The organism is Arthrobacter sp. K410C, from assembly GCF_059090105.1.
In genome coordinates, this window is record NZ_JBNHFJ010000022.1 from 23,385 (window position 1) to 42,282 (window position 18,898).

At 64.3% G+C, this 18,898-nt stretch carries 23 protein-coding genes; 14 read left to right on the plus strand and 9 right to left on the minus strand.

Going from position 1 to position 18,898, the window contains the following annotated elements:
- The first annotated feature begins 7 nt into the window (after positions 1-7).
- Positions 8-1,735: an aa3-type cytochrome oxidase subunit I gene (ctaD, locus tag AC5RU7_RS19315; RefSeq protein ID WP_494009209.1), complete on the plus strand. Its 1,728-nt coding sequence runs from the start codon at positions 8-10 to the stop codon at positions 1,733-1,735.
- Complete coding sequence (locus tag AC5RU7_RS19320) at positions 1,732-2,133, plus strand: cytochrome c oxidase subunit 4 (RefSeq protein ID WP_133347118.1); 402 nt, start codon at positions 1,732-1,734, stop codon at positions 2,131-2,133. Before ctaD ends, AC5RU7_RS19320 begins: the two co-directional genes overlap by 4 nt.
- A gap of 81 nt (positions 2,134-2,214) precedes the next feature.
- Here the strand turns inward: AC5RU7_RS19320 and AC5RU7_RS19325 are convergent, their stop codons facing one another.
- Positions 2,215-2,535, minus strand: a complete 321-nt coding sequence (locus AC5RU7_RS19325; RefSeq protein ID WP_494053603.1) for an HPr family phosphocarrier protein — start codon at positions 2,533-2,535, stop codon at positions 2,215-2,217.
- A gap of 164 nt (positions 2,536-2,699) precedes the next feature.
- On the opposite strand from AC5RU7_RS19325, the gene AC5RU7_RS19330 reads away from it, so the two are divergent.
- Entirely contained in the window at positions 2,700-3,470 is a 771-nt protein-coding gene (locus tag AC5RU7_RS19330) for a GntR family transcriptional regulator (protein ID WP_494053604.1), read from the plus strand.
- A gap of 114 nt (positions 3,471-3,584) precedes the next feature.
- Here the strand turns inward: AC5RU7_RS19330 and qcrB are convergent, their stop codons facing one another.
- The 4 genes from qcrB to ctaE form a co-directional block, all read right to left on the minus strand.
- Complete coding sequence (qcrB, locus tag AC5RU7_RS19335; protein WP_494053605.1) at positions 3,585-5,255, minus strand: cytochrome bc1 complex cytochrome b subunit; 1,671 nt, start codon at positions 5,253-5,255, stop codon at positions 3,585-3,587.
- Positions 5,233-6,306, minus strand: a complete 1,074-nt coding sequence (gene qcrA / locus AC5RU7_RS19340) for a cytochrome bc1 complex Rieske iron-sulfur subunit (protein ID WP_494009205.1) — start codon at positions 6,304-6,306, stop codon at positions 5,233-5,235. The genes qcrB and qcrA overlap by 23 nt, the downstream gene beginning before the upstream one ends.
- 97 nt (positions 6,307-6,403) lie before the next feature.
- Entirely contained in the window at positions 6,404-7,192 is a 789-nt protein-coding gene (gene qcrC, locus AC5RU7_RS19345; protein ID WP_494053606.1) for a cytochrome bc1 complex diheme cytochrome c subunit, read from the minus strand.
- A gap of 86 nt (positions 7,193-7,278) precedes the next feature.
- Positions 7,279-7,917 carry an aa3-type cytochrome oxidase subunit III gene (ctaE, locus tag AC5RU7_RS19350; RefSeq protein ID WP_200859184.1) on the minus strand — a complete coding sequence of 213 codons (639 nt, stop codon included), beginning with the start codon at positions 7,915-7,917 and terminating at the stop codon, positions 7,279-7,281.
- 148 nt (positions 7,918-8,065) lie between these two features.
- Between ctaE and trpD the strand changes: the two genes are divergently transcribed.
- Positions 8,066-9,121: an anthranilate phosphoribosyltransferase gene (gene trpD / locus AC5RU7_RS19355; RefSeq protein WP_494053607.1), complete on the plus strand. Its 1,056-nt coding sequence runs from the start codon at positions 8,066-8,068 to the stop codon at positions 9,119-9,121.
- Positions 9,122-9,125: 4 nt separating this feature from the next.
- Here trpD and AC5RU7_RS19360 read toward each other — a convergent pair whose 3' ends face one another.
- Both AC5RU7_RS19360 and AC5RU7_RS19365 read right to left on the minus strand, forming a co-directional pair.
- Complete coding sequence (locus AC5RU7_RS19360; RefSeq protein ID WP_009359036.1) at positions 9,126-9,407, minus strand: Lrp/AsnC family transcriptional regulator; 282 nt, start codon at positions 9,405-9,407, stop codon at positions 9,126-9,128.
- 104 nt (positions 9,408-9,511) lie between these two features.
- Positions 9,512-9,907: a DUF3054 domain-containing protein gene (locus AC5RU7_RS19365; protein WP_494053608.1), complete on the minus strand. Its 396-nt coding sequence runs from the start codon at positions 9,905-9,907 to the stop codon at positions 9,512-9,514.
- A gap of 71 nt (positions 9,908-9,978) precedes the next feature.
- On the opposite strand from AC5RU7_RS19365, the gene AC5RU7_RS19370 reads away from it, so the two are divergent.
- Positions 9,979-10,449, plus strand: a complete 471-nt coding sequence (locus AC5RU7_RS19370; protein WP_494053609.1) for a VOC family protein — start codon at positions 9,979-9,981, stop codon at positions 10,447-10,449.
- On the opposite strand, the gene AC5RU7_RS19375 is transcribed toward AC5RU7_RS19370, so the two are convergent.
- Positions 10,440-10,673: a hypothetical protein gene (locus tag AC5RU7_RS19375; RefSeq protein WP_494053610.1), complete on the minus strand. Its 234-nt coding sequence runs from the start codon at positions 10,671-10,673 to the stop codon at positions 10,440-10,442. The two genes, AC5RU7_RS19370 and AC5RU7_RS19375, sit on opposite strands and share 10 nt — an antisense overlap.
- Positions 10,674-11,024: 351 nt before the next feature.
- Between AC5RU7_RS19375 and AC5RU7_RS19380 the strand changes: the two genes are divergently transcribed.
- The 4 genes from AC5RU7_RS19380 (at position 11,025) to AC5RU7_RS19395 (ending at position 14,561) form a co-directional block, all read left to right on the plus strand.
- Positions 11,025-11,177, plus strand: coding sequence for a hypothetical protein (locus AC5RU7_RS19380; RefSeq protein ID WP_494009198.1), 153 nt, complete (start codon positions 11,025-11,027; stop codon positions 11,175-11,177).
- Between the two features lie 269 nt (positions 11,178-11,446).
- Entirely contained in the window at positions 11,447-12,670 is a 1,224-nt protein-coding gene (locus AC5RU7_RS19385; protein ID WP_494053611.1) for a type III polyketide synthase, read from the plus strand.
- Between the two features lie 17 nt (positions 12,671-12,687).
- Positions 12,688-13,365, plus strand: a complete 678-nt coding sequence (locus tag AC5RU7_RS19390) for a class I SAM-dependent methyltransferase (protein ID WP_494053618.1) — start codon at positions 12,688-12,690, stop codon at positions 13,363-13,365.
- A gap of 2 nt (positions 13,366-13,367) precedes the next feature.
- Complete coding sequence (locus AC5RU7_RS19395) at positions 13,368-14,561, plus strand: FAD-dependent oxidoreductase (RefSeq protein ID WP_494053612.1); 1,194 nt, start codon at positions 13,368-13,370, stop codon at positions 14,559-14,561.
- On the opposite strand, the gene AC5RU7_RS19400 is transcribed toward AC5RU7_RS19395, so the two are convergent.
- Complete coding sequence (locus tag AC5RU7_RS19400) at positions 14,549-14,962, minus strand: nuclear transport factor 2 family protein (protein ID WP_494053613.1); 414 nt, start codon at positions 14,960-14,962, stop codon at positions 14,549-14,551. The genes AC5RU7_RS19395 and AC5RU7_RS19400 overlap by 13 nt on opposite strands.
- Positions 14,963-15,015: 53 nt before the next feature.
- On the opposite strand from AC5RU7_RS19400, the gene AC5RU7_RS19405 reads away from it, so the two are divergent.
- From AC5RU7_RS19405 to AC5RU7_RS19425, 5 genes are all read left to right on the plus strand, one after another.
- Entirely contained in the window at positions 15,016-15,696 is a 681-nt protein-coding gene (locus AC5RU7_RS19405) for a peptide deformylase (RefSeq protein ID WP_494053614.1), read from the plus strand.
- Between the two features lie 39 nt (positions 15,697-15,735).
- Complete coding sequence (locus AC5RU7_RS19410) at positions 15,736-16,617, plus strand: putative RNA methyltransferase (RefSeq protein ID WP_494053615.1); 882 nt, start codon at positions 15,736-15,738, stop codon at positions 16,615-16,617.
- A 123-nt stretch (positions 16,618-16,740) separates the two neighbouring features.
- A complete protein-coding gene (locus tag AC5RU7_RS19415; RefSeq protein ID WP_494053616.1) occupies positions 16,741-17,202 on the plus strand; it encodes an NfeD family protein in 462 nt (153 codons plus the stop codon).
- Between the two features lie 34 nt (positions 17,203-17,236).
- The gene (locus AC5RU7_RS19420; RefSeq protein ID WP_494053617.1) at positions 17,237-18,184 is read left to right on the plus strand and encodes an SPFH domain-containing protein; all 948 of its coding nucleotides are present in this window, start codon (positions 17,237-17,239) and stop codon (positions 18,182-18,184) included.
- A 239-nt stretch (positions 18,185-18,423) separates the two neighbouring features.
- Entirely contained in the window at positions 18,424-18,771 is a 348-nt protein-coding gene (locus AC5RU7_RS19425; protein ID WP_013600997.1) for an RNA polymerase-binding protein RbpA, read from the plus strand.
- Positions 18,772-18,898 lie beyond the last annotated feature (127 nt).

The following is an 18,898-nucleotide window of genomic DNA, read 5'->3' on the forward strand; positions in this document are numbered from 1 at the left end:
GAGCGACGTGGCTACGTACACTCAATCCGCACCCACCGGAGTCCTGCCGGCTCCCGTGGTTCCCAAGTCCAAGGGACGCATCGTCGTCAACTGGATCACCTCCACCGACCACAAGACCATCGGGTACATGTACCTGATCGCGTCCTTCGTGTTCTTCTGCCTGGGTGGCGTGATGGCTCTGCTCATCCGTGCCGAACTTTTCGAGCCCGGCATGCAGATCCTGCAGACCAAGGAACAGTACAACCAGCTGTTCACCATGCACGGCACCGTGATGCTCCTGATGTTCGCAACCCCGCTGTTCGCCGGGTTCGCAAACGTCATCATGCCCCTGCAGATCGGTGCACCCGACGTCGCGTTCCCGCGCCTTAACGCCCTGGCGTTCTGGTTCTTCCTCTTCGGCTCCACTATCGCCGTCTCGGGCTTCATCACCCCGCAGGGTGCCGCCTCCTTCGGCTGGTTCGCCTACGCGCCGCTCTCGAACACCACCTTCAGCCCCGGCATCGGCGGGGACCTGTGGGTCTTCGGCCTGGCGTTGTCCGGCTTCGGCACCATCCTGGGTGCGGTCAACTTCATCACCACCATCATCTGCATGCGCGCCCCCGGCATGACCATGTGGCGCATGCCGATCTTCACCTGGAACACGCTGGTCACGGCCATCCTGGTCCTCATGGCGTTCCCGCCGCTGGCAGCAGCGCTGTTCGCCCTGGGTGCGGACCGCCGCTTCGGTGCCCACATCTTCGACCCGGAGAACGGCGGCGCCGTCCTGTGGCAGCACCTCTTCTGGTTCTTTGGCCACCCCGAGGTGTACATCATCGCCCTGCCGTTCTTCGGAATCGTCTCGGAGATCTTCCCGGTCTTCAGCCGTAAACCGATCTTCGGCTACAAGGGCCTTGTCTACGCCACCATCGCCATCGCCGCCCTGTCTGTCACCGTGTGGGCGCACCACATGTACGTCACCGGTTCGGTCCTGCTGCCGTTCTTCGCGTTCATGACCATGCTGATTGCGGTGCCCACCGGCGTGAAGTTCTTCAACTGGATCGGCACCATGTGGCGCGGATCGCTTACCTTCGAAACGCCCATGCTGTGGAGCATCGGCTTCCTCATCACCTTCCTCTTCGGCGGCCTGACCGGCATCATCCTGGCCTCCCCGCCGCTGGACTTCCACGTCTCCGACTCCTACTTCGTGGTGGCCCACTTCCACTACGTGGTGTTCGGCACCGTGGTGTTTGCGATGTTCGCCGGGTTCTACTTCTGGTGGCCTAAGTTCACGGGCAAGATGCTGAACGAGCGCCTGGGCAAGATCCACTTCTGGCTCCTCTTCCTCGGCTTCCACGGCACCTTCCTCATCCAGCACTGGCTGGGTGTTGAGGGTATGCCCCGCCGCTACGCCGACTACCTGGTGGAGGACAACTTCACCTGGATGAACCAGTTCTCCACGGTTGCCTCCTTCGTCCTGGGTGCCTCGCTTATCCCGTTCTTCTGGAACGTGTACATCACCTGGCGCAACGCCCCGAAGGTTGAAGTGGATGATCCCTGGGGCTTCGGCGCCTCGCTGGAGTGGGCCACGTCCTGCCCGCCGCCGCGGCACAACTTCACGTCGCTGCCGCGCATCCGGTCCGAGCGTCCCGCCCTGGACCTGCACCACCCGGAGCTCCGCCAGGTCCACACCGCTGAGAATCCCGCTCCTGCAGCCCAGGTTCTGGGCAACGCCGACCAGAAGGACACCGCACAGTGAAAATCGAATCCTGGATCTTTGGCGCCGGAGTCTTCTTCTTCGTCCCCGTAGCCCTGGTATACGGCTTCCTGACCAACTGGGGCGAATGGGTCGGCATCCTGGGCATCCTCCTGGTCGGCGGCCTCGCCGGCATGATCGGCGGATACCTCGGTTTCACCGGCAAGCGCGTAGGACTCCGCCCCGAGGACCGCAGCGATGCTGAGATCCACGAGGGCGCCGGCGAGCAGGGCCACTTCAGCCCTTGGAGCTGGTGGCCGCTGGTCCTCGGCCTTGCCTGCGCAGGCGGATTCCTCGGCCTGGCAGTCGGTTGGTGGATCCTCTACATCGCCGCTGGCCTCGCCGTCGTGGCGCTCATCGGCTGGGTTTACGAGTACAGCCGCGGAGACCACGCCCACTAGGCAAGCAGTCTCATAAGAACGACGTCGGGGCCCACCTCAGGTGGGGCCCGACGTCGTTTGTGTTCCAAGCCAGCGACGCGGCTAGGTAGCGGTCAGCCTCGGCGGCTGCTTTGCCGCCCCCTGAGACTCCAGGAGATCGGCAAGGGACCGAAGGACATCGCGGGCCTCCTGATGGCTTGCAGGCCCATCCAGGGCGGTGTCGCTGATGCCCAGTTCCACCTCGCAGCCGTGGTGGAAGTCAGCCGTCATGACTTGGAGCAGCGACCGGGCATCCACGCCGCTGATGCCGGCCTTGGCGATGGTGACAGGCAAGCCGGTGTCGGTAACCGCCCGGACGAAGACGGCAGCGGGACGGGCGTGCAGCCCGACAGAGGCCGTAACCACGGCCTTGTGTGTTGGCAAAGGGGACTCCTTCGTCGCGACGGCCCCATCCGTCGGTACTGATTTTTTTCCTGACCAAATATATCGGCCCATCACAGTCGCCACCCAACCAGCGCTGGAGCCGGACAGAGCTGGTCTAGACCTGACCTAAAATGGAAGGGGAAATTCGACGGCAGGGAGAGACCATGGCGGCGGGCGCTAAGGGCATCAAGGGCGAGATTGACCGCACCAGCGGAACGTCCATCTATATCCAGCTCCGGGAAATCCTGCGGGCCTACATCGCTGAGTCGTGCCCTCCCGGGAGTGCGCTCCCATCCGAACGCGACCTCGCCGAGCGCTTTGGGCTTGCCAGGATGACCGTTCGGCAGGCAATTGACGCGCTGGTCGGCGAAGAGGTCATCGAGCGTGTGGTGGGACTGGGCACGTTTGTCCGCCGGCCCAAAGTGGACCTGCAGGTCAAACTGACTTCGTACAGCGAGGAGATGCAGCGCCGTGGCATGGTCCCGGCGGCAAAGGTGCTGAGTTTCGAACAGATCGGCGCCAGCGCGTTCCTTGCGCGGGAGCTTCAACTCGACGAGGGAACCCCGTTGGTCCGCTTCCGCCGGCTGCTCCTGGCGGACGGGGAACCCATGAGCGTGGATGAAAACTTCATTCCCGCGCACCGTGTTCCCGGCCTCCTGGATGGCGAGCCTCCCACATCCCTGTACAACGTACTCAGCGAGCAGTTCGGGCTGGTGATGGAGTGGGGTGAGGACATGATCGAGGCCACGGCCGCTTCCCCCTCCACGGCCCGGCTCCTCAATGTCGAGGTGGGGTCTCCGCTGCTGAAGATCCAGCGGCACGCGTTCGTGGCGCGGGCGATGGTGGACTACTCCGTGTCCTACTACCGGGCGGACCGGTACAAGCTCTGGGTGCCGCTGCAGCGGCCGGGGGCGCGGCGGGCCCGCAACCACTAGGGCGGCCGCTTCCCAACCCGTGACAGCCCGCAGAGCGGGCTGTGACGGGTTGCTGCAGCTGGGAAACAGAAGAGGCCCGGTCCATGTGGACCGGGCCTCTTCAGTACGTGGAACCTAGTGGGACAGGCTCTTGGCTTCCTCTGGAGCTTCGACCGCTGCGTGGCCGTGGCCGTGTGCGGCCTCAAGCTCGGCAGGGGTTGCCGGGGCAACCCGGTCCTCGAAGAACCACTTGGAGAGGAGCGCGCGGCGCTTCTCCTTCCGGGTCACCACGCCGTGTTCATTCGGAATGGCCGGAATGACTTCCGGTGACTCGAATCCCACCAGCTTGTAGCGCTTGTACTCATCCAGCGGTGCGTGAACCTCGATGAATTCACCGTGGGGCAGACGCACGATGCGGCCCGTCTCACGTCCGTGCAGTGCGATTTCACGGTCCTTGCGCTGGAGTGCCAGGGCAACGCGCTTGGTGACGATGAACGCAATGATCGGCCCGATGAAGAACAGTGCACGCAGCCAGTACGTGACGTCGTTCAGGGAAACACCGAAGTGGGTTGCAATGAGGTCGGATCCAGCTGCTGCCCACATCACGCAGTACCAGACGAAGCCGGCCATGCCGATCGCGGTGCGGGTGGGGGCGTTGCGGGGACGGTCAAGCACGTGGTGCTCACGGTCGTCCTTGGTGACCCAGCGTTCGATCCACGGGTACATGAACATCACGGTGAACAGGATGCCCGCAGGGACGAGGGCCGGCAGCAGGACGTTGAATGAGAAGATGAAGCCGAACCAGTTCTGCTCAACCTGCCAGTCACCGAATGTGCCCGGCATCAGTCGCAGGGCGCCGTCGACGAATCCGATGTACCAGTCAGGCTGGGTACCGGCGGAAACGGGGGAGGGATCGTAGGGTCCGTAGTTCCAGATCGGGTTGATAGTGAAGAATCCGGCCATCAGGGCCAGGACACCGAAGACGATGAAGAAGAACCCACCGGCCTTGGCGGCGTAAACCGGACCCAGGGGGTAGCCCACAACGTTGTTGTCGTTGCGACCCGGGCCGGGGTACTGGGTGTGCTTGTGAATGACCACCATGAACAGGTGCAGCACGATCATGAGCAGGATCAGGGCCGGCACCAGCAGGATGTGCAGCATGTACAGGCGACCAATAACTGCCGTGCCCGGGAACTCGCCGCCGAATAGGAAGAACGAAATGTAGGTACCGATAACCGGAATGGACTTGATGACGCCGTCGATGATCCGCAGGCCGTTGCCGGAGAGCAGGTCATCAGGGAGCGAGTAGCCAGTGAAGCCGGCTGCCATGGCCAGGATGAGCAGGACCCCGCCCACTACCCAGTTCATTTCGCGCGGCCGGCGGAATGCGCCGGTAAAGAACACGCGGAGCATGTGCACGGCAATGGAGGCCACGAAAAGCAGTGCTGCCCAGTGGTGGACCTGGCGCATGAACAAGCCGCCGCGGATATCGAAGGAGATGTTCAGTGAGGAACTGTAGGCCACCGACATCTCGACGCCCTTGAGGGGCACGTAGGAACCCTCGTAGTGCGTCTCCGCCATGGACGGATCAAAGAAGAACGTCAGGAAGGTACCCGAGAGCAGCAGGATGACGAACGAGTAGAGAGCCACCTCACCGAACATGAAGGACCAGTGGTCCGGGAAGACCTTGCGGCCGAACTCCCGAAGGATTCCAGAGCCGCCAACACGTGAGTCGACGAAGTCGGTAAACCGGCCTGTCTTGGTTTTGGCGACGAAAGCGGGCTCAGCTGTTGATGCTGCGCTCATGCATATCACGCTCCCAGTAACTTGGTCCTACGGGTTCTTTGAAGTCGCTGGTAGCGACCAGGTAGCCCTCGTCGTCAACCGCGATGGGCAGCTGGGGGAGAGGCCGGCTGGCGGGGCCGAAGATCACCTTGCACTCCTGCGTGAGGTCAAAGGTGGACTGGTGGCACGGGCACAGCAGGTGGTGCGTCTGCTGCTCGTACAGTGCAACAGGGCAACCCACGTGGGTGCAGATCTTGGAGTAGGCAACGATGCCGTTGTAACCCCAGTCCTCGCGGCCCTCGGAGGGGTTCAGTGAGGCTGGGTCCAGACGCATGAGCAGCACAACGGCCTTGGCCTTTTCGTTGAGCTTGCCCTCGTGGAGTTCGTTCAGCCCTTCCGGAATGACGTGGAATGCCGAACCGATGGTGACGTCCGCAGCCTTGATGGGGGTGCCATCGGGGTCGCGGGCGAGGCGCTTGAGCTTGCCGTCCTGCGGAGCCCACATGGTGTGGGCCAGTTTGTCGTCAGGACGCGGTCCCAGGTCGCCGAAAATTGCGACAGCGGGCCACGGAGCGAGTGCCACAGCGCCCAGCAGGGAGTTGCGGATCAGTGGGCGGCGCTTGATGCCGGTCTCCTCGACGATGTCGTCGACGATGCGGACAGCAGCCTTCCGGTCCTCTTCGTAGCGGATCGCGTGGCGTTCCTCGGAGACCTCGTGATCGGGCATCAGGGCCTTGGCCCAGTGAACGATGCCGGTGCCGATGCCGAGCATCGCGAACGCGGTGCCAAGGCCAAGCAGCATGTTCTGGAGCCGGATGGTGCCGATGGTGGACTCATCGCCACCCAGATCAATGGCGAAGTACGCCACCAGGAAGATCAGGGTTCCAACAACAGAGATGCCAAAAAGTAAGGCGACCTGCCGTTCTGCCCGCTTTGCGGCCTTCGGGTCCGTGTCAGCCAGGCGCAAACGGTGCGGAGGAAGCCCAGGGTCCTGGAACTTCTCCACCTCATTCTGACCAGCCGTAGCTACGGTGCCCGAGTGGTTCGGACTGCCGTCACTATGGTTGCCCATAATTCGCCTCATCCTTCTCTCGTCCCGGCGGTTGCCGGGTTAGTTTCTAATATCAACCTGCTGATTGCAGCAGTAATTCGTTGGCCTTGGCCGGACGTCAGGACGTACGGGACGTCAGCCAGATGGTGAACGCGATGATCACGCCAAGGCCAGCAACCCACACAAACAGGCCTTCTGCAACCGGACCCAAGGACCCGAGTTCTGCGCCGCCGGGGGAGCCGGTGGTTTCGATCTGCTTCAGGAAGGTGATGATGTCGCGCTTGTCTTCGGGAGTGATGTTCGAGTCACTGAATACCGGCATGTTCTGAGGGCCGGTGACCATGGCCTCGTAGATGTGCTTGCCGGAAACGTCAGCCAGGGCGGGAGCAAACTTACCCCTGGTCAGCGCGCCGCCTGCTGCTGCCGCGTTGTGGCACATGGCGCAGTTGACGCGGAAGAGCTCACCACCCTCTGCGGCGTTGCCGCCTTCGTCCAGCAGATGTTCCTCAGGAACCGCCGGGCCGGCTCCCAGGGAAGCCACGTAGGCTGCAAGCTGTCGGGTCTGTTCATCGTTGAACTGGACGGGCTTCTCCAGGGCCTGGGGACCGTTCATCTGCATCGGCATGCGGCCGGTGCCGACCTGGAAGTCCACAGATGCGGCGCCGACACCCACCAGGGAGGGACCATCCTGGGTTCCACTGGCACCGAAGCCGTGGCACGTGGCGCAGTTGGCGTCAAACAGCTTGCCGCCTTCTTCGACGTCGTTCGCGCTGTAGGTGGTGGTGGAAGCCTTGGCCTCGTTGACTGTGGTGGCGACGGCGTACAGCCCACCCGTGAGGAGGAGCCCCATCAGGAGCAGCGCTATTGCTGCAAGTGGGTGACGCCGCTTTTGTGAGAGTGCCTTCACGTGGTGGTTCCTTTAGTCGTTCGTGCGCCGGCTCTGGGAGCCGCTACCTGAAATTCTGCCTCTTGTAGAAAAAGAATCAAAGCTGGCTACTTGAGTACGTAGATGACCAGGAAGAGGCCGATCCACACAACGTCCACGAAGTGCCAGTAGTAAGAGGTGACGATCGCAGAGGTTGCTTCGAAGTGCCCGAACTTCTTCGCGGCAAAAGCCCGGCCCATGATGAGCAGGAAGGCGATGAGCCCGCCGATCACGTGGAGGCCGTGGAAGCCGGTGGTCATGTAGAAGGCAGAGCCATAGGCGTTGGAGGAGAGCGAGACGTGCTCGGAAACGAGCATGGCGTACTCGGTGGCCTGGCCGGCGACGAAGAACGCACCCATAAGGAACGTCAGGAGGAACCATTCGTTCATTCCCCAGCGGGAGAACTGGAATGCACCCCCGGTCCGGCGCGGCTGGAGCCGCTCAGCGGCGAAGACGCCCATCTGGCAAGTGAAGGAACTGGCCACGAGGACGATCGTGTTGGCGAGCGCGAAGGGGAAGTTGAGCTTGGCTGTCTCGTCCGCCCACATTTGCGCGCTGGTGGAGCGCAGGGTGAAGTACATGGCGAAGAGACCGGCGAAGAACATCAACTCGCTGGACAGCCACACGACGGTTCCAACGGAAACCATATTGGGGCGGTTCAGCGTGGGGTGCGCCGGGGTACTGGGGGCATGGGTCGCAGATGTCACATAGACATTATGTCTGTAAAAGTCCGTGCTGCCCAACGCAAACCGCCTTTTCGAGGGACTTTTTCTACAAAGACGCGAATTCGCTGCGAAAAGTTCCCGCGCCCGTTCACATTGGTCAGCCCGCAGCTTCCCTCGATAGCATCAGGAGGTGACTTCACAGGCTTCCGCAGCGTCCGCCAACTCGTGGCCCCGGCTCATCTCGTCCTTGATCAGCGGCAGGGACCTTACGGCGGACAACACGTCCTGGGCGATGGACACCATCATGTCCGGGGAAGCCACTCCGGCGCAGATCGCGGGTTTCCTGGTTGCCCTCAGTGCCAAGGGTGAAACCGTCGAGGAGCTTTCGGGACTCGTGGATGCCATGCTGGCGCACGCCAACCGGGTGTCGATTACCGGCGAAAAGCTGGACATCGTCGGCACCGGTGGTGACCAACTTAACACGGTTAACATTTCCACCATGGCGGCCCTGGTGGCTGCCGGTGCCGGTGCCAAGGTGGTCAAGCACGGCAACCGGGCGGCGTCGTCGTCGTCCGGATCCGCGGACGTGCTGGAGGCGCTCGGGGTCCGCCTGGACCTGTCCATTGAGCAGGTGGCGCGCAATGCTGAAGAGGCAGGAATTACGTTCTGCTTCGCCCAGGTGTTCCACCCGTCGTTCCGCCACACCGCGGTACCTAGGCGGGAGCTGGCGATTCCCACGGCGTTCAACTTCCTGGGCCCGCTCACCAACCCGGCGCAGGTGCAGGCCTCCGCCGTCGGGGTTGCCCATGCCCGGATGGCGCCGCTGGTCGCGGGAGTTCTCGCCCGGCGGGGGAGCCGGGGGCTTGTGTTCCGCGGAAATGACGGACTCGACGAGCTCACCACCACCGGTCCGTCCACGGTGTGGGAAATCCGGGACGGCGCGGTGAACGAACTAGCGTTTTCGCCCCAGGACCTCGGAATCAGCCTGGCCACAGTGGAACAGCTGCGCGGCGGGGACGCGCAGGCTAATGCGGCTGTGGTGCGGGAAGTCCTGGCCGGCAAGGAAGGTCCCGCCCGGGACGCGGTTCTGCTCAACGCGGCGGCCGGGCTCGTGGCCTTCGACCGTCGCGCGGAGGGGCCATTCCTGGACCGGATGCAAAAGGCCTACGCCACGGCCGCAGAATCCATCGATTCCGGTGCCGCCGCTGCAGTGCTCGACAAGTGGGTGGCCCTCACCAGGGCCTAGGCTCCTACTGCTCGAAGCCGAGCGAGAACGCCGCGTCCAGGTCGTGCTGCGAGTAGGCGCGGAACGCGATGTGCGTGGTGGTATGAACCACGGCGGGAACCTTGGAGAGCTTGTCGGCGATGACGTCTGCCAGGTCCTCGTGCCGGCGGACCCGCGCGACGGCGATCAGGTCCCACTCACCCGTCACTGAATAGACCTCGCTGATCCCGTCAATCGCAGAAATCTCCTCTGCTGTCTCGGGAATACGGGAAGCGTCGGTCTTGATCAGAACGAATGCGGTAATCACGTTGAACCCCTCCGGATCAGTTGCGCCGCGGCAGGGCCCGGCAGGCTTGTCAGTGCTGCCAGCCTATTACACCGGCGCGCCGCGCCTGTCCGGCTGGTCCAGGGTTATTTTTTCCGGCGGCGGATGCCGGCGAGGATCAGGCGGTAGCCCACCAGGAGAACGCCAAGGCTCAGCAGCGCCACAATAACGAAGGGGAGTACCACCGTCTGGCCTGTGACGGCCCGCAGCAGCATGCCGCCGACCAGGCTCCCAAGCCACACCGCCAGGCCGCTGCGCACAGACAGCGGATCCCGCCATGCCCGGGCCGCCAGCCATCCAGCTGCCGCCCCTGCCAGGAACGGCCACGCCGTTAGCAGTACGCCGGAGACCACATCTCCGCGCTGGTGCGCGTCACGGCCGATGGCGGCGAAGACCAGGATCAGCACCAGATCCGTTAAAGCGGCTCCCGCCGCCAGGCCGGCCAAGGAAGGCTTTGCTGGCTTCACATTCCGGAAACTCATGGTTCCGACCTTAGCGTCCCGTTCCCGCGGGGGGCGATCCGGATTAGGCTCAAGCCGGAAGGGAGCAAACTATGCCGCGTCGTGTCGGAACCTGCCTTTGGTTCGAGAACCAGGCGGAAGAAGCCGCAAAGTTCTACGTCAGCGTCTTCGACGATTCGAAGATCATCAACGTCTCACGTTTTGGCGAGGGAGGCCCGGGGGCAACGGGTGAGGCAATCGCCGTCGACTTTGAACTGGAAGGGCGTCCGTTCACGGCATTGAACGGGTCCCGGGGGTCCAGCTTCACCGAAGCCGTGTCCTTCGTGGTGGACTGCGAGGACCAGGCGGCCGTGGACCGGTACTGGACGGCGCTGACGGACGGCGGCTCGGAAAGCATGTGCGGCTGGCTGAAGGACCGGTACGGGGTGTCCTGGCAGGTGGTGCCATCCGTCCTTCCATCGCTGATCGCTGGACCGGACCCGGAGGGCTCCCAGCGGGCTATGCAGGCCATGCTGGGTATGCGGAAACTGGACATCGCCGAACTTCAGAAGGCCTACGGCTGACGCCTACCGGGAGCCGACGTGTCCGGGGGAAGCCGGCGTACCAGCCACGACGATTCCCATCGCAGTCCCTTCTCGCCGATGTCAGAACTCTCAACCAGAACATGGGTGATGGTGTAGGCGATGGCGCTGCCGGCGACGCCTCTGACCATTACCGGAGCGGGGTGCAGCATGACAATCGGTAGCCCCGGGGCCTGGAGCAGTGCAGCCTTGATGGCGGCTTCCATGCTTTCTTGATTGACGTACCGGGGGAGCGGGAGCAAATCGGCGCTTTTGCCAGAGTGGTCAGGTGATAGGGGCATGGGATGTCCTGGGGATACGCGGGTGCCTGCGCGCCAAAGCCCACTGCATAAGCTGGCCAATTTTCGGGGCCAATCGACCTCTACCTCCTGCGGATGCTTACCGCAGGAGGTATGCATCCGACGGTAGACCCCCGTGCACTGTTTGGCATCCGTAGCTGGTACTTGATTCCTAGGGGAGGGTTACTTATCTTTTGGGATGCCAGTCCGCGTTTCGGAAGCGGGATACGAGTAACCTGCCGTTATCCGCTGCTTTGGTGCGGCAAATTTGGAGGTTGTGTGAACAAGCCGCTTTGGATCTGCTGCCTGGTGGGGGCTGCAGTCGGCATCACCCTGGGGCTGGCAGTCTTCGACAGCCCGGTTGTGGGCTTCGCGGTGGGCTTGGGACTCGGGGCGATCGTGGGTGCCGGAATCGGTACCAGGCAGGAGTAGCCGGGGCGGATTCCGGTTTCCTTGAAGCAGGTGGCGTTTCGATGCTGCTTTCCATGAAGCGCTGAGTCCGCCGGACCCAAAGGCGGTCCGGGAGAGCGGTGGATCTGATCAACTTGACATAATGTAAATTATCGGCGTTTTGGCGAGCCCGGCGAAAGGGGGCTGAGGCATCTGAGCTTCAGTGCATCCGGAGCCGTCGGTCCAAGCAATTCCGCAGGTCAGCGGCACACACCATTGTCTTAATGTGGGGCCTCGTTAAGAATGGGTCAATGACGGTCTATGTGAGATCACTCGAAACTGCGGTCCCTAAAACCATGCTGGTCCAGTCTGAAGCCCGTGACGTATTTGCCGCCCAGCCGGGCCTCACGAGGTTGGGTTCGCGGCTGGTCAGCACCTGCTTTGACTCGGCCGCCATCGATACGCGGTTCACAGCCGTCGAGGAACTGACCAACGACTTCCGCTCAGACGACCCGCAGTTCTACGACCCGTCGTCGGGCCTTCTACTCAACCCGAGCACCAAGGTCCGCAACGAGATCTTCGCCCGCGAGGCCACCAAGCTGTTCGTGGAAGCCGCCCGGGCAGCCCTGGACTCCGCCCCTGAACTCGATTTACTTGACATAACTCACCTCGTGACCGTCTCCTGCACGGGTTTCTTCAATCCTGGCCCGGACTACAAGATCGTCCGTGAGCTTGGCCTGGATCCGGCAGTCCAGCGCTACCACCTCGGATTCATGGGCTGTTATGCCGCCTTTCCCGCACTCCGCGCTGCCAAACTCTTCTGCGAGGCTGACCCGAACGCCGTGGTCCTGGTGGTGTGCGCCGAGCTGTGCTCGCTGCACGTCCGGACGTCGAACGACCCCGACACCATCATGGGTTCGGCACTGTTTGCTGACGGTGCAGCCGCCGCTGTGGTCACGTCCCGGCCGGACGCGGCGGAAAATGCACTCCTGCAAGTGGACCACTTCGAGACGGTCCTCACGCCGGTTGGCGAGGACTCCATGGCCTGGAACATCGGCGACAACGGCTTCGAGATGGTGCTAGGAAACTACGTCCCGCACATCATTGACGACCACATCGTGGGGGCACTGCAACCACTCCTGGCGCGGGAGCCTGAACTGGCAGCACTCCCCTACACGTCCATCCAGCACTGGGGAATCCATCCGGGCGGGCGGAGCATCCTTGACAAGGTCCAGTCCCGGCTCGGCCTGACGGACCCACAGCTGGTGCCCGCGCGCGAAGTCCTGCGGAACTACGGCAACATGAGCAGCGCCACTGTGCTCTTCGTCCTCAGACACATCCTTCAGCAGGAAGGACAGCCACAGGAGGGTGCCGGCGGCGGCCGCATCTGCTCCATGGCATTCGGGCCCGGCCTCACGGTGGAGACGGCCCTGTTCACGAAATTGCGGCAGGCACCTGCGGACGCCACCGCATTGCAGGGCGTTCGGACCGCTGAGATCCGGCAACCGCTGGAAGCGGAAGCCCCGGTGGCCTGACCGGCGTGGATTTCCTGATGCGGGAGCGCGACACCACGGCAGTGGAGCGGATGGACCTGCCTGACTGCGACCCCCGCCGGCTGGACAACACCTACCGACAGTTCGGCGTCGTCAACCGGGTCCTCAGCGGCTGGCAGCGGCTTTACCGGCGGGAGCTCCGTCCCTTGCTGGCGGCACAACCGATCCGGCTCCTGGACATTGGCTCGGGCGGCGGCGACCTTGCCGTCCTGCTGGCCCGCTGGGCCCGGCGCGACAGGCTCACCCTCACCATCACAGGAATTGATCCCGACCCCCGCGCAGCTTCCTTCGCTCAGAAGAGGCCTTCCGTGCACGGCGTCGAATTCCGGCAGGCGCACAGTGCGGACGAGGTTGCCGTGGGCCGGACGTATGACGTGGTGATCTCCAACCACGTCCTCCACCATCTTCCGGCGGAGGAGCTCCAGGTCTTGCTGGCACACTCGGAGGTGCTCGCTGGGAAAAAGGTCCTGCACAACGACCTCCGCCGAAGCCCCGCAGCCTTCACCCTGTTTGGCGTAGCGGCCCTCCCCTTTGCCGGCTCCTACATCCGCGTGGACGGGCTGACCTCGATCCGCCGAAGCTACACTCCTGCTGAACTTTCCGCCCTCGCTCCCCCGGGCTGGACTGTGGAACGCAGCGCAGCCTTCCACCAGGTCCTCACCTACCGCCAGGGCTGACCATGGCAGTGGATATTGTGGTGGTGGGCGGCGGCCCGGTGGGCCTGTACCTTGCGGCGGCGCTTCTCCAGCAGGGCATCAGTGTCCGGGTGCTTGAGCGGCGGCAGTCGCGGGACCTCCACACGCGCGCCATCGGCATCCATCCGCCGGCGCTCTTTGCCCTGGATGAGGTCGATGTGGCCGCCGCCCTGGTGCGGGAAGGCGTACCGATCCGGACGGGGATGGCGGTCAGCCGGGGAAAGACGTTGGGCGTCATGGCGTTCAACGGCGTCTCGGACACCTTCCCGTTCGTGCTGGCACTGCCCCAGTTCCGGACCGAGCAACTGCTGGAGGAACGCCTCCGTGCCCTGGACAGCGACGCGCTGGTGCGGGGCGTGGAAGCCACGGCGGTGAACGACGACGGCGGCCGCGTCACCATAGAGGTCCAGCGGGCTCCGGGCACCCCGGCAGGAGCCACGTCATTCAGCGCTTCCATGGTGGTGGCTGCAGACGGTGCACGGTCCAGGTTCCGGGATCTCCTGGGCGTTCCGGTACAGAGGAAGACGTATCCGGATCACTACCTGATGGGGGATTTCGCGGATCCCGGCCGGCACGGGGACATGGCGGTCCTCTTCCTGGAGCGCGGCGGGATTGTCGAGTCGTTTCCCCTCCCGGGCGGCGTCCGGCGCTGGGTGGTCCGCCTGGGCCGGCCGGCAGGAGATGCAGGGGCGCCGGACCTTGTAAGAATGGTGGGGCAGCGCACCGGCATCCTGCCCGACGCCGGCACCAACAGCATGCTCAGCGCTTTCAGCGTCCGTTCCACCCTGGCGCTTCAAACAGTAGTGGGACGCACCGTGCTGCTCGGCGACGCCGCCCATGAAATCAGTCCCATCGGAGGCCAGGGCATGAATCTCGGCTGGCTGGACGCCCATGCCCTGGTTCCGCTCCTGCGTGAAGCCCTCGCAGGAGGGCGTACCGATACCGGCTTCGAGCAGTTCGAGGCGGACCGGCGCCGGGCTGCGCTGCTGGCCCGCCGACAGTCAGAGATCAACATGCTGCTGGGGCGCCCGCTGCCGCCGCCCCTGCTGCACCTGCGGAATTCGGCCATCAGGGCCGCAGCGTCAACGCCGGCCGTGAATGCGTGGGTGGCTCGGCGGTTCACCATGCAGGAGGAACGGCTGCACCCCGGCGGCTCCGTCCAGGCTCACCGGAAGTAGCAGTCATAACTGTCCTGGCTGACGATCAAGCCGTCGCTGACTTCGAACACGGACGACGTCCTTGCCCGGATGGTTTCCCCTGCATCCCAATACCGGAGGTCCATCAGCACCGTGGCGGACCAGTCCGCTTCCACGGCTACCCGGCCCTCCTCGCAGGTGGTGCGGCGGACGGCGAACTTCTGGTCCCGCACAACCGTGGCGCTCTGGTCTGCGCCGGCCAGGACCTGAGCCAGCGTCCGCGTGGCCCCCTCGGGAGCCAGCAGGTGCGGGGCCTCAACCAGGACAAACGCATCGGCGAGGAGCGGCTTGATGCCGGCCGCTCCCCCGCCCGATTCCAGCGCCTTGAGGAAACCCAGGACACAGTCGAGGGGCGACGCGCCGGGCAGCGGGGAAATGGCCATGACATCGACAGTAGCAAGCCGCCCGCTTTCCCGGTCCCCAGTAGGCTTTCGTCATGACGCCAAGCACGCCCGGGACCGCCATGAACGACGAACAGATCCGTGAACTTGTGGAGCGTATCCTCTCGGCCGGCATGATGCCGCCCATCGTCCAGACGGGCCATCCGGCCCTGCGCCAGCGCGCGGCCGCCTACAACGGGCAGCTGCCCGCGGAGCAGCTGGCCCGGCTGATCGAGCTCATGCGCCAGGTTATGCACGAGGCGCCCGGGGTGGGGCTGGCGGCGCCCCAGCTTGGCATACCCCTTCAAATTGCGGTCCTCGAAGACCTGTACGACGTCGACCCGGAGGCGGCCGCCCTGCGCAACCGGAGCCCGCTGGAGTTCCTGGCGATCCTTAATCCCCGCTATACGCCGCAGGGCAGCGGAACGGCCGCTTTCTATGAAGGGTGCCTCTCCCTGAACGGGCTCCAGGCCGTGGTGGCCCGCCCGGACAACGTGCTCCTTGACTATGAAACGCCCGACGGCACGGCAGCCCAGCGCGAGTTCACCGGCTGGCAGGCCAGGATCGTGCAGCACGAAACCGACCACCTCAACGGAATCCTCTACATCGACAGGGCCCAGCTGCGGTCATTGAGCAGCAACAGCGAATACGCGGCACATTGGGCTGCGCCCGGAATCAGCAGGGCCCGGGAGGGCCTCGGCTTTGACGACCGGCCGGCTGGCATCAGCATCAGTTGACGGTCCCGGCCGGATGGACCGGCCGCCTAAGATGGTGCAATGCCCCCTGCATCGGACCTTCCCCTTCTTTGCCCGGTCTGCGCGGTTCCGTTGACCTTCGCCGCCTCCCAGCCGCCGAAACCAGGAAGGCTCGCCTGCGCGTCACGGCACAGTTTCGATGCCGCCCGGCAGGGTTACTTCAACCTGCTGGTCGGAAAGGGCACCGCCTTCGAGGCTGATTCCGCCGCGATGGTGGATGCCCGCTTCAACTTCCTTGGCCGGGGCCACTACCGGCCGCTGGCACAAGCCGTGGCGGCCGCCGTCGTACCCGTCCTGTCCGACCGGGCAGCCGTGCTGGACTCGGGCACCGGAACAGGGCACTACCTGCGCGAGCTGCTGGACACCGCCGCCGCCCAGGGCCGGACAGTGGCCGCCGCAGGGCTGGACATTTCCAAATTCGCCCTGCGCCGCGCCGCCCGGCTCAACCCGGAAGCCGTCAACCTGGTCTGGGACATCTGGCAACCGCTGCCGTTGGCGGCCAACTCTGTTGACGCCGTCACGGTAATCTTTGCGCCCCGCAACGCTGCCGAGTTCGCGCGTGTGCTCCGGCCCGGCGGGCGCCTGGTGGTGGTCACCCCGCGCGAGGGCCACCTTGCCGGCATCGCAGCCCTGGCAGGCATGCTCGCCATCGAGGAAGGCAAGGACGCCCGGCTGGCTGCCGCCATGGCGCGGCACTTCGAGGTGGAGGAAAGCTCCGACGTCGACATTCCGCTTGCACTCAACCACCAGGAAGCAGCGGACCTGGCATTCATGGGACCGGCAGGCCATCACACAAGCCGGGATGCCATCGCCGTCCGCCTTGACGGCAACCCGGAGCCCCTCCGGGTCGAGGCGAAGTTCCGGCTGATGGTCTTCCGGCCCAGGCTGCCCGCCGGCACGTAACGACTTGGCCACTATCGCCTCTGCCGTCTGCATGACCCAGCCCACAGGCCGGGGCCCCGGACTAGGATAAGAAGACAGGTACCGAAGGGCCCGCGACGGCGCCCGGTGTCCAAGGGGGCAGCAGTGTTCGAATGGTTGGGGGAAAACTGGTGGGCCCTGTGGCTCACGGCTTTCCTGGCATTTGCAGTGGTCGAGATGATCACGCTTGACCTGTTTTTCATCATGCTCGGCGGTGGTGCCCTGGCTGCCCTGGTAGCCGACTTTGCCGGTGCTGACGGCTGGCTGCAGATCGTGGTTTTCTGCGTGGTGTCCCTGCTCATGATCGCTTTCGTCCGTCCGGTGGCGCTGTCCCACTTGAAGAAGGGCCCCGCAGAGCAGCGTTCCAACGTCGACCGGCTGATCGGCGAGCAGGCAGTGGTGATGGAGGCCGTGACGTCGGACGGCGGCCTGGTAAAAATCGGCGGCGACATCTGGAGCGCGCGTTCTGAGGCCGGGGTTCTTCACGCCGGACAAAAAGTGGTGGTGGCGGCGATCGACGGCGCCACGGCTGTAGTTTCGGTGCCACCCGCCAGCGGCACGTCCTGACACAGCAATATCAATTGGGGAACAAGGGAGACGCATGGAAAACGCAGGAGGAACGGCTTTGGCCGTCGTGCTGGTAGTCCTGATCGTGTTTGTGATCATCGTCCTGGTGCGGGCGGTGCGGATTATTCCGCAGGCCCGGGCCGGCGTGGTGGAGCGGCTCGGCAAATACCAGCGCACCCTGAATCCGGGGCTGACCATCCTCATCCCCTTCGTGGACCGGCTCCTTCCGCTGCTGGACCTCCGCGAGCAGGTGGTGTCGTTCCCGCCCCAGCCAGTGATCACCGAGGACAACCTGGTGGTCTCGATCGACACGGTCGTCTACTTCCAGGTCACCGACCCCCGTGCCGCCACCTACGAAATCGCCAACTACATCCAGGCGGTGGAGCAGCTCACCACCACCACGCTCCGTAACGTGGTGGGCGGATTGAACCTCGAAGAGGCGCTCACGTCGCGTGACCAGATCAACGGCCAGCTCCGCGGCGTCCTGGACGAGGCCACCGGCCGCTGGGGGATCCGCGTTTCGCGCGTTGAACTCAAGGCGATCGATCCGCCCCACTCCATCCAGGACTCGATGGAAAAGCAGATGCGCGCCGAGCGTGACCGACGGGCAGCCATCCTGACGGCCGAGGGTACCAAGCAGTCTGCCATCCTGACGGCAGAGGGCCAGCGGCAGGCTTCCATCCTTGCTGCGGAAGGTGACGCCAAGGCCGCTATCCTTCGCGCCGACGGTGAGGCCCAGGCCATCCAGAAGGTCTTCGATGCCATCCACCGCGGCAACCCGGACCAGAAACTGCTGGCCTACCAGTACCTGCAGACCCTGCCGAAGCTCGCGGAAGGCACCTCCAACAAGCTGTGGATCATCCCAAGTGAAGTCGGCGAAGCCCTCAAGGGAATCGGGAACGCGCTGGGCGGAACCAATCCGGATCCGGGGGCAGCGGGCGGCCTTTTCGACGAAGTGGGAGCGAAGTCCACCGAACCATAAGCAGTACGGCTGACGGGAAGGGACCTGCCCTGCGCGGGTCCCTTCCCTGTTTTGGTTCCCGCGGCATGGCCCACGTATAATTGGGTATTTGTCCGGCAGGAGCAGTCCGCTGGAACAACAAAGCTTCGCAATGCGTTGAATCCTATGATGCAGCGCAGAGCAAACAGTAGCCCGGTGGTGCTTCATCGCCACCGGCAGGCGCGGGGTCCTGCCCCGCGAACCGAGAAGAGGGAGAAATCATGAGCGATCGCAGCCTGCGGGGTATGCGCCTTGGTGCGCAGAGCATGGAGACCGAGTCCGGGGTTGAGCCGGCTCCGCGCCAGCGCGTCGAGTACCGTTGCGAGGACGGCGAACAGGTTTTCGTTACCTTCTCCTCCGAAGCCGAGATTCCGCCGGTATGGGTTTCCAAGACCGGCAAGGAAGCCCTTCTGGTTGACGGCGAACGCCCGGACACCAGCAACGACAAAGCTGTCCGGACCCACTGGGACATGCTGCTGGAACGCCGTTCCCTGCCCGAGCTTGAGCAGATCCTTGAGGACCGCTTGACCATCCTCCGTGAACGCCGTGGAGAACGCCGCTCCGCTTAGGACCATTCAAAAGGGGGCCGTTCCTCAACTTGAACTGGTCCCCGAAAGTTGGACTGGGTAAGTAAGAGCCTAAGCCGCGAGGGCCTGAGCACGGTATTGCACCGGGCTCAGGCCCTCGAGCTTTGTC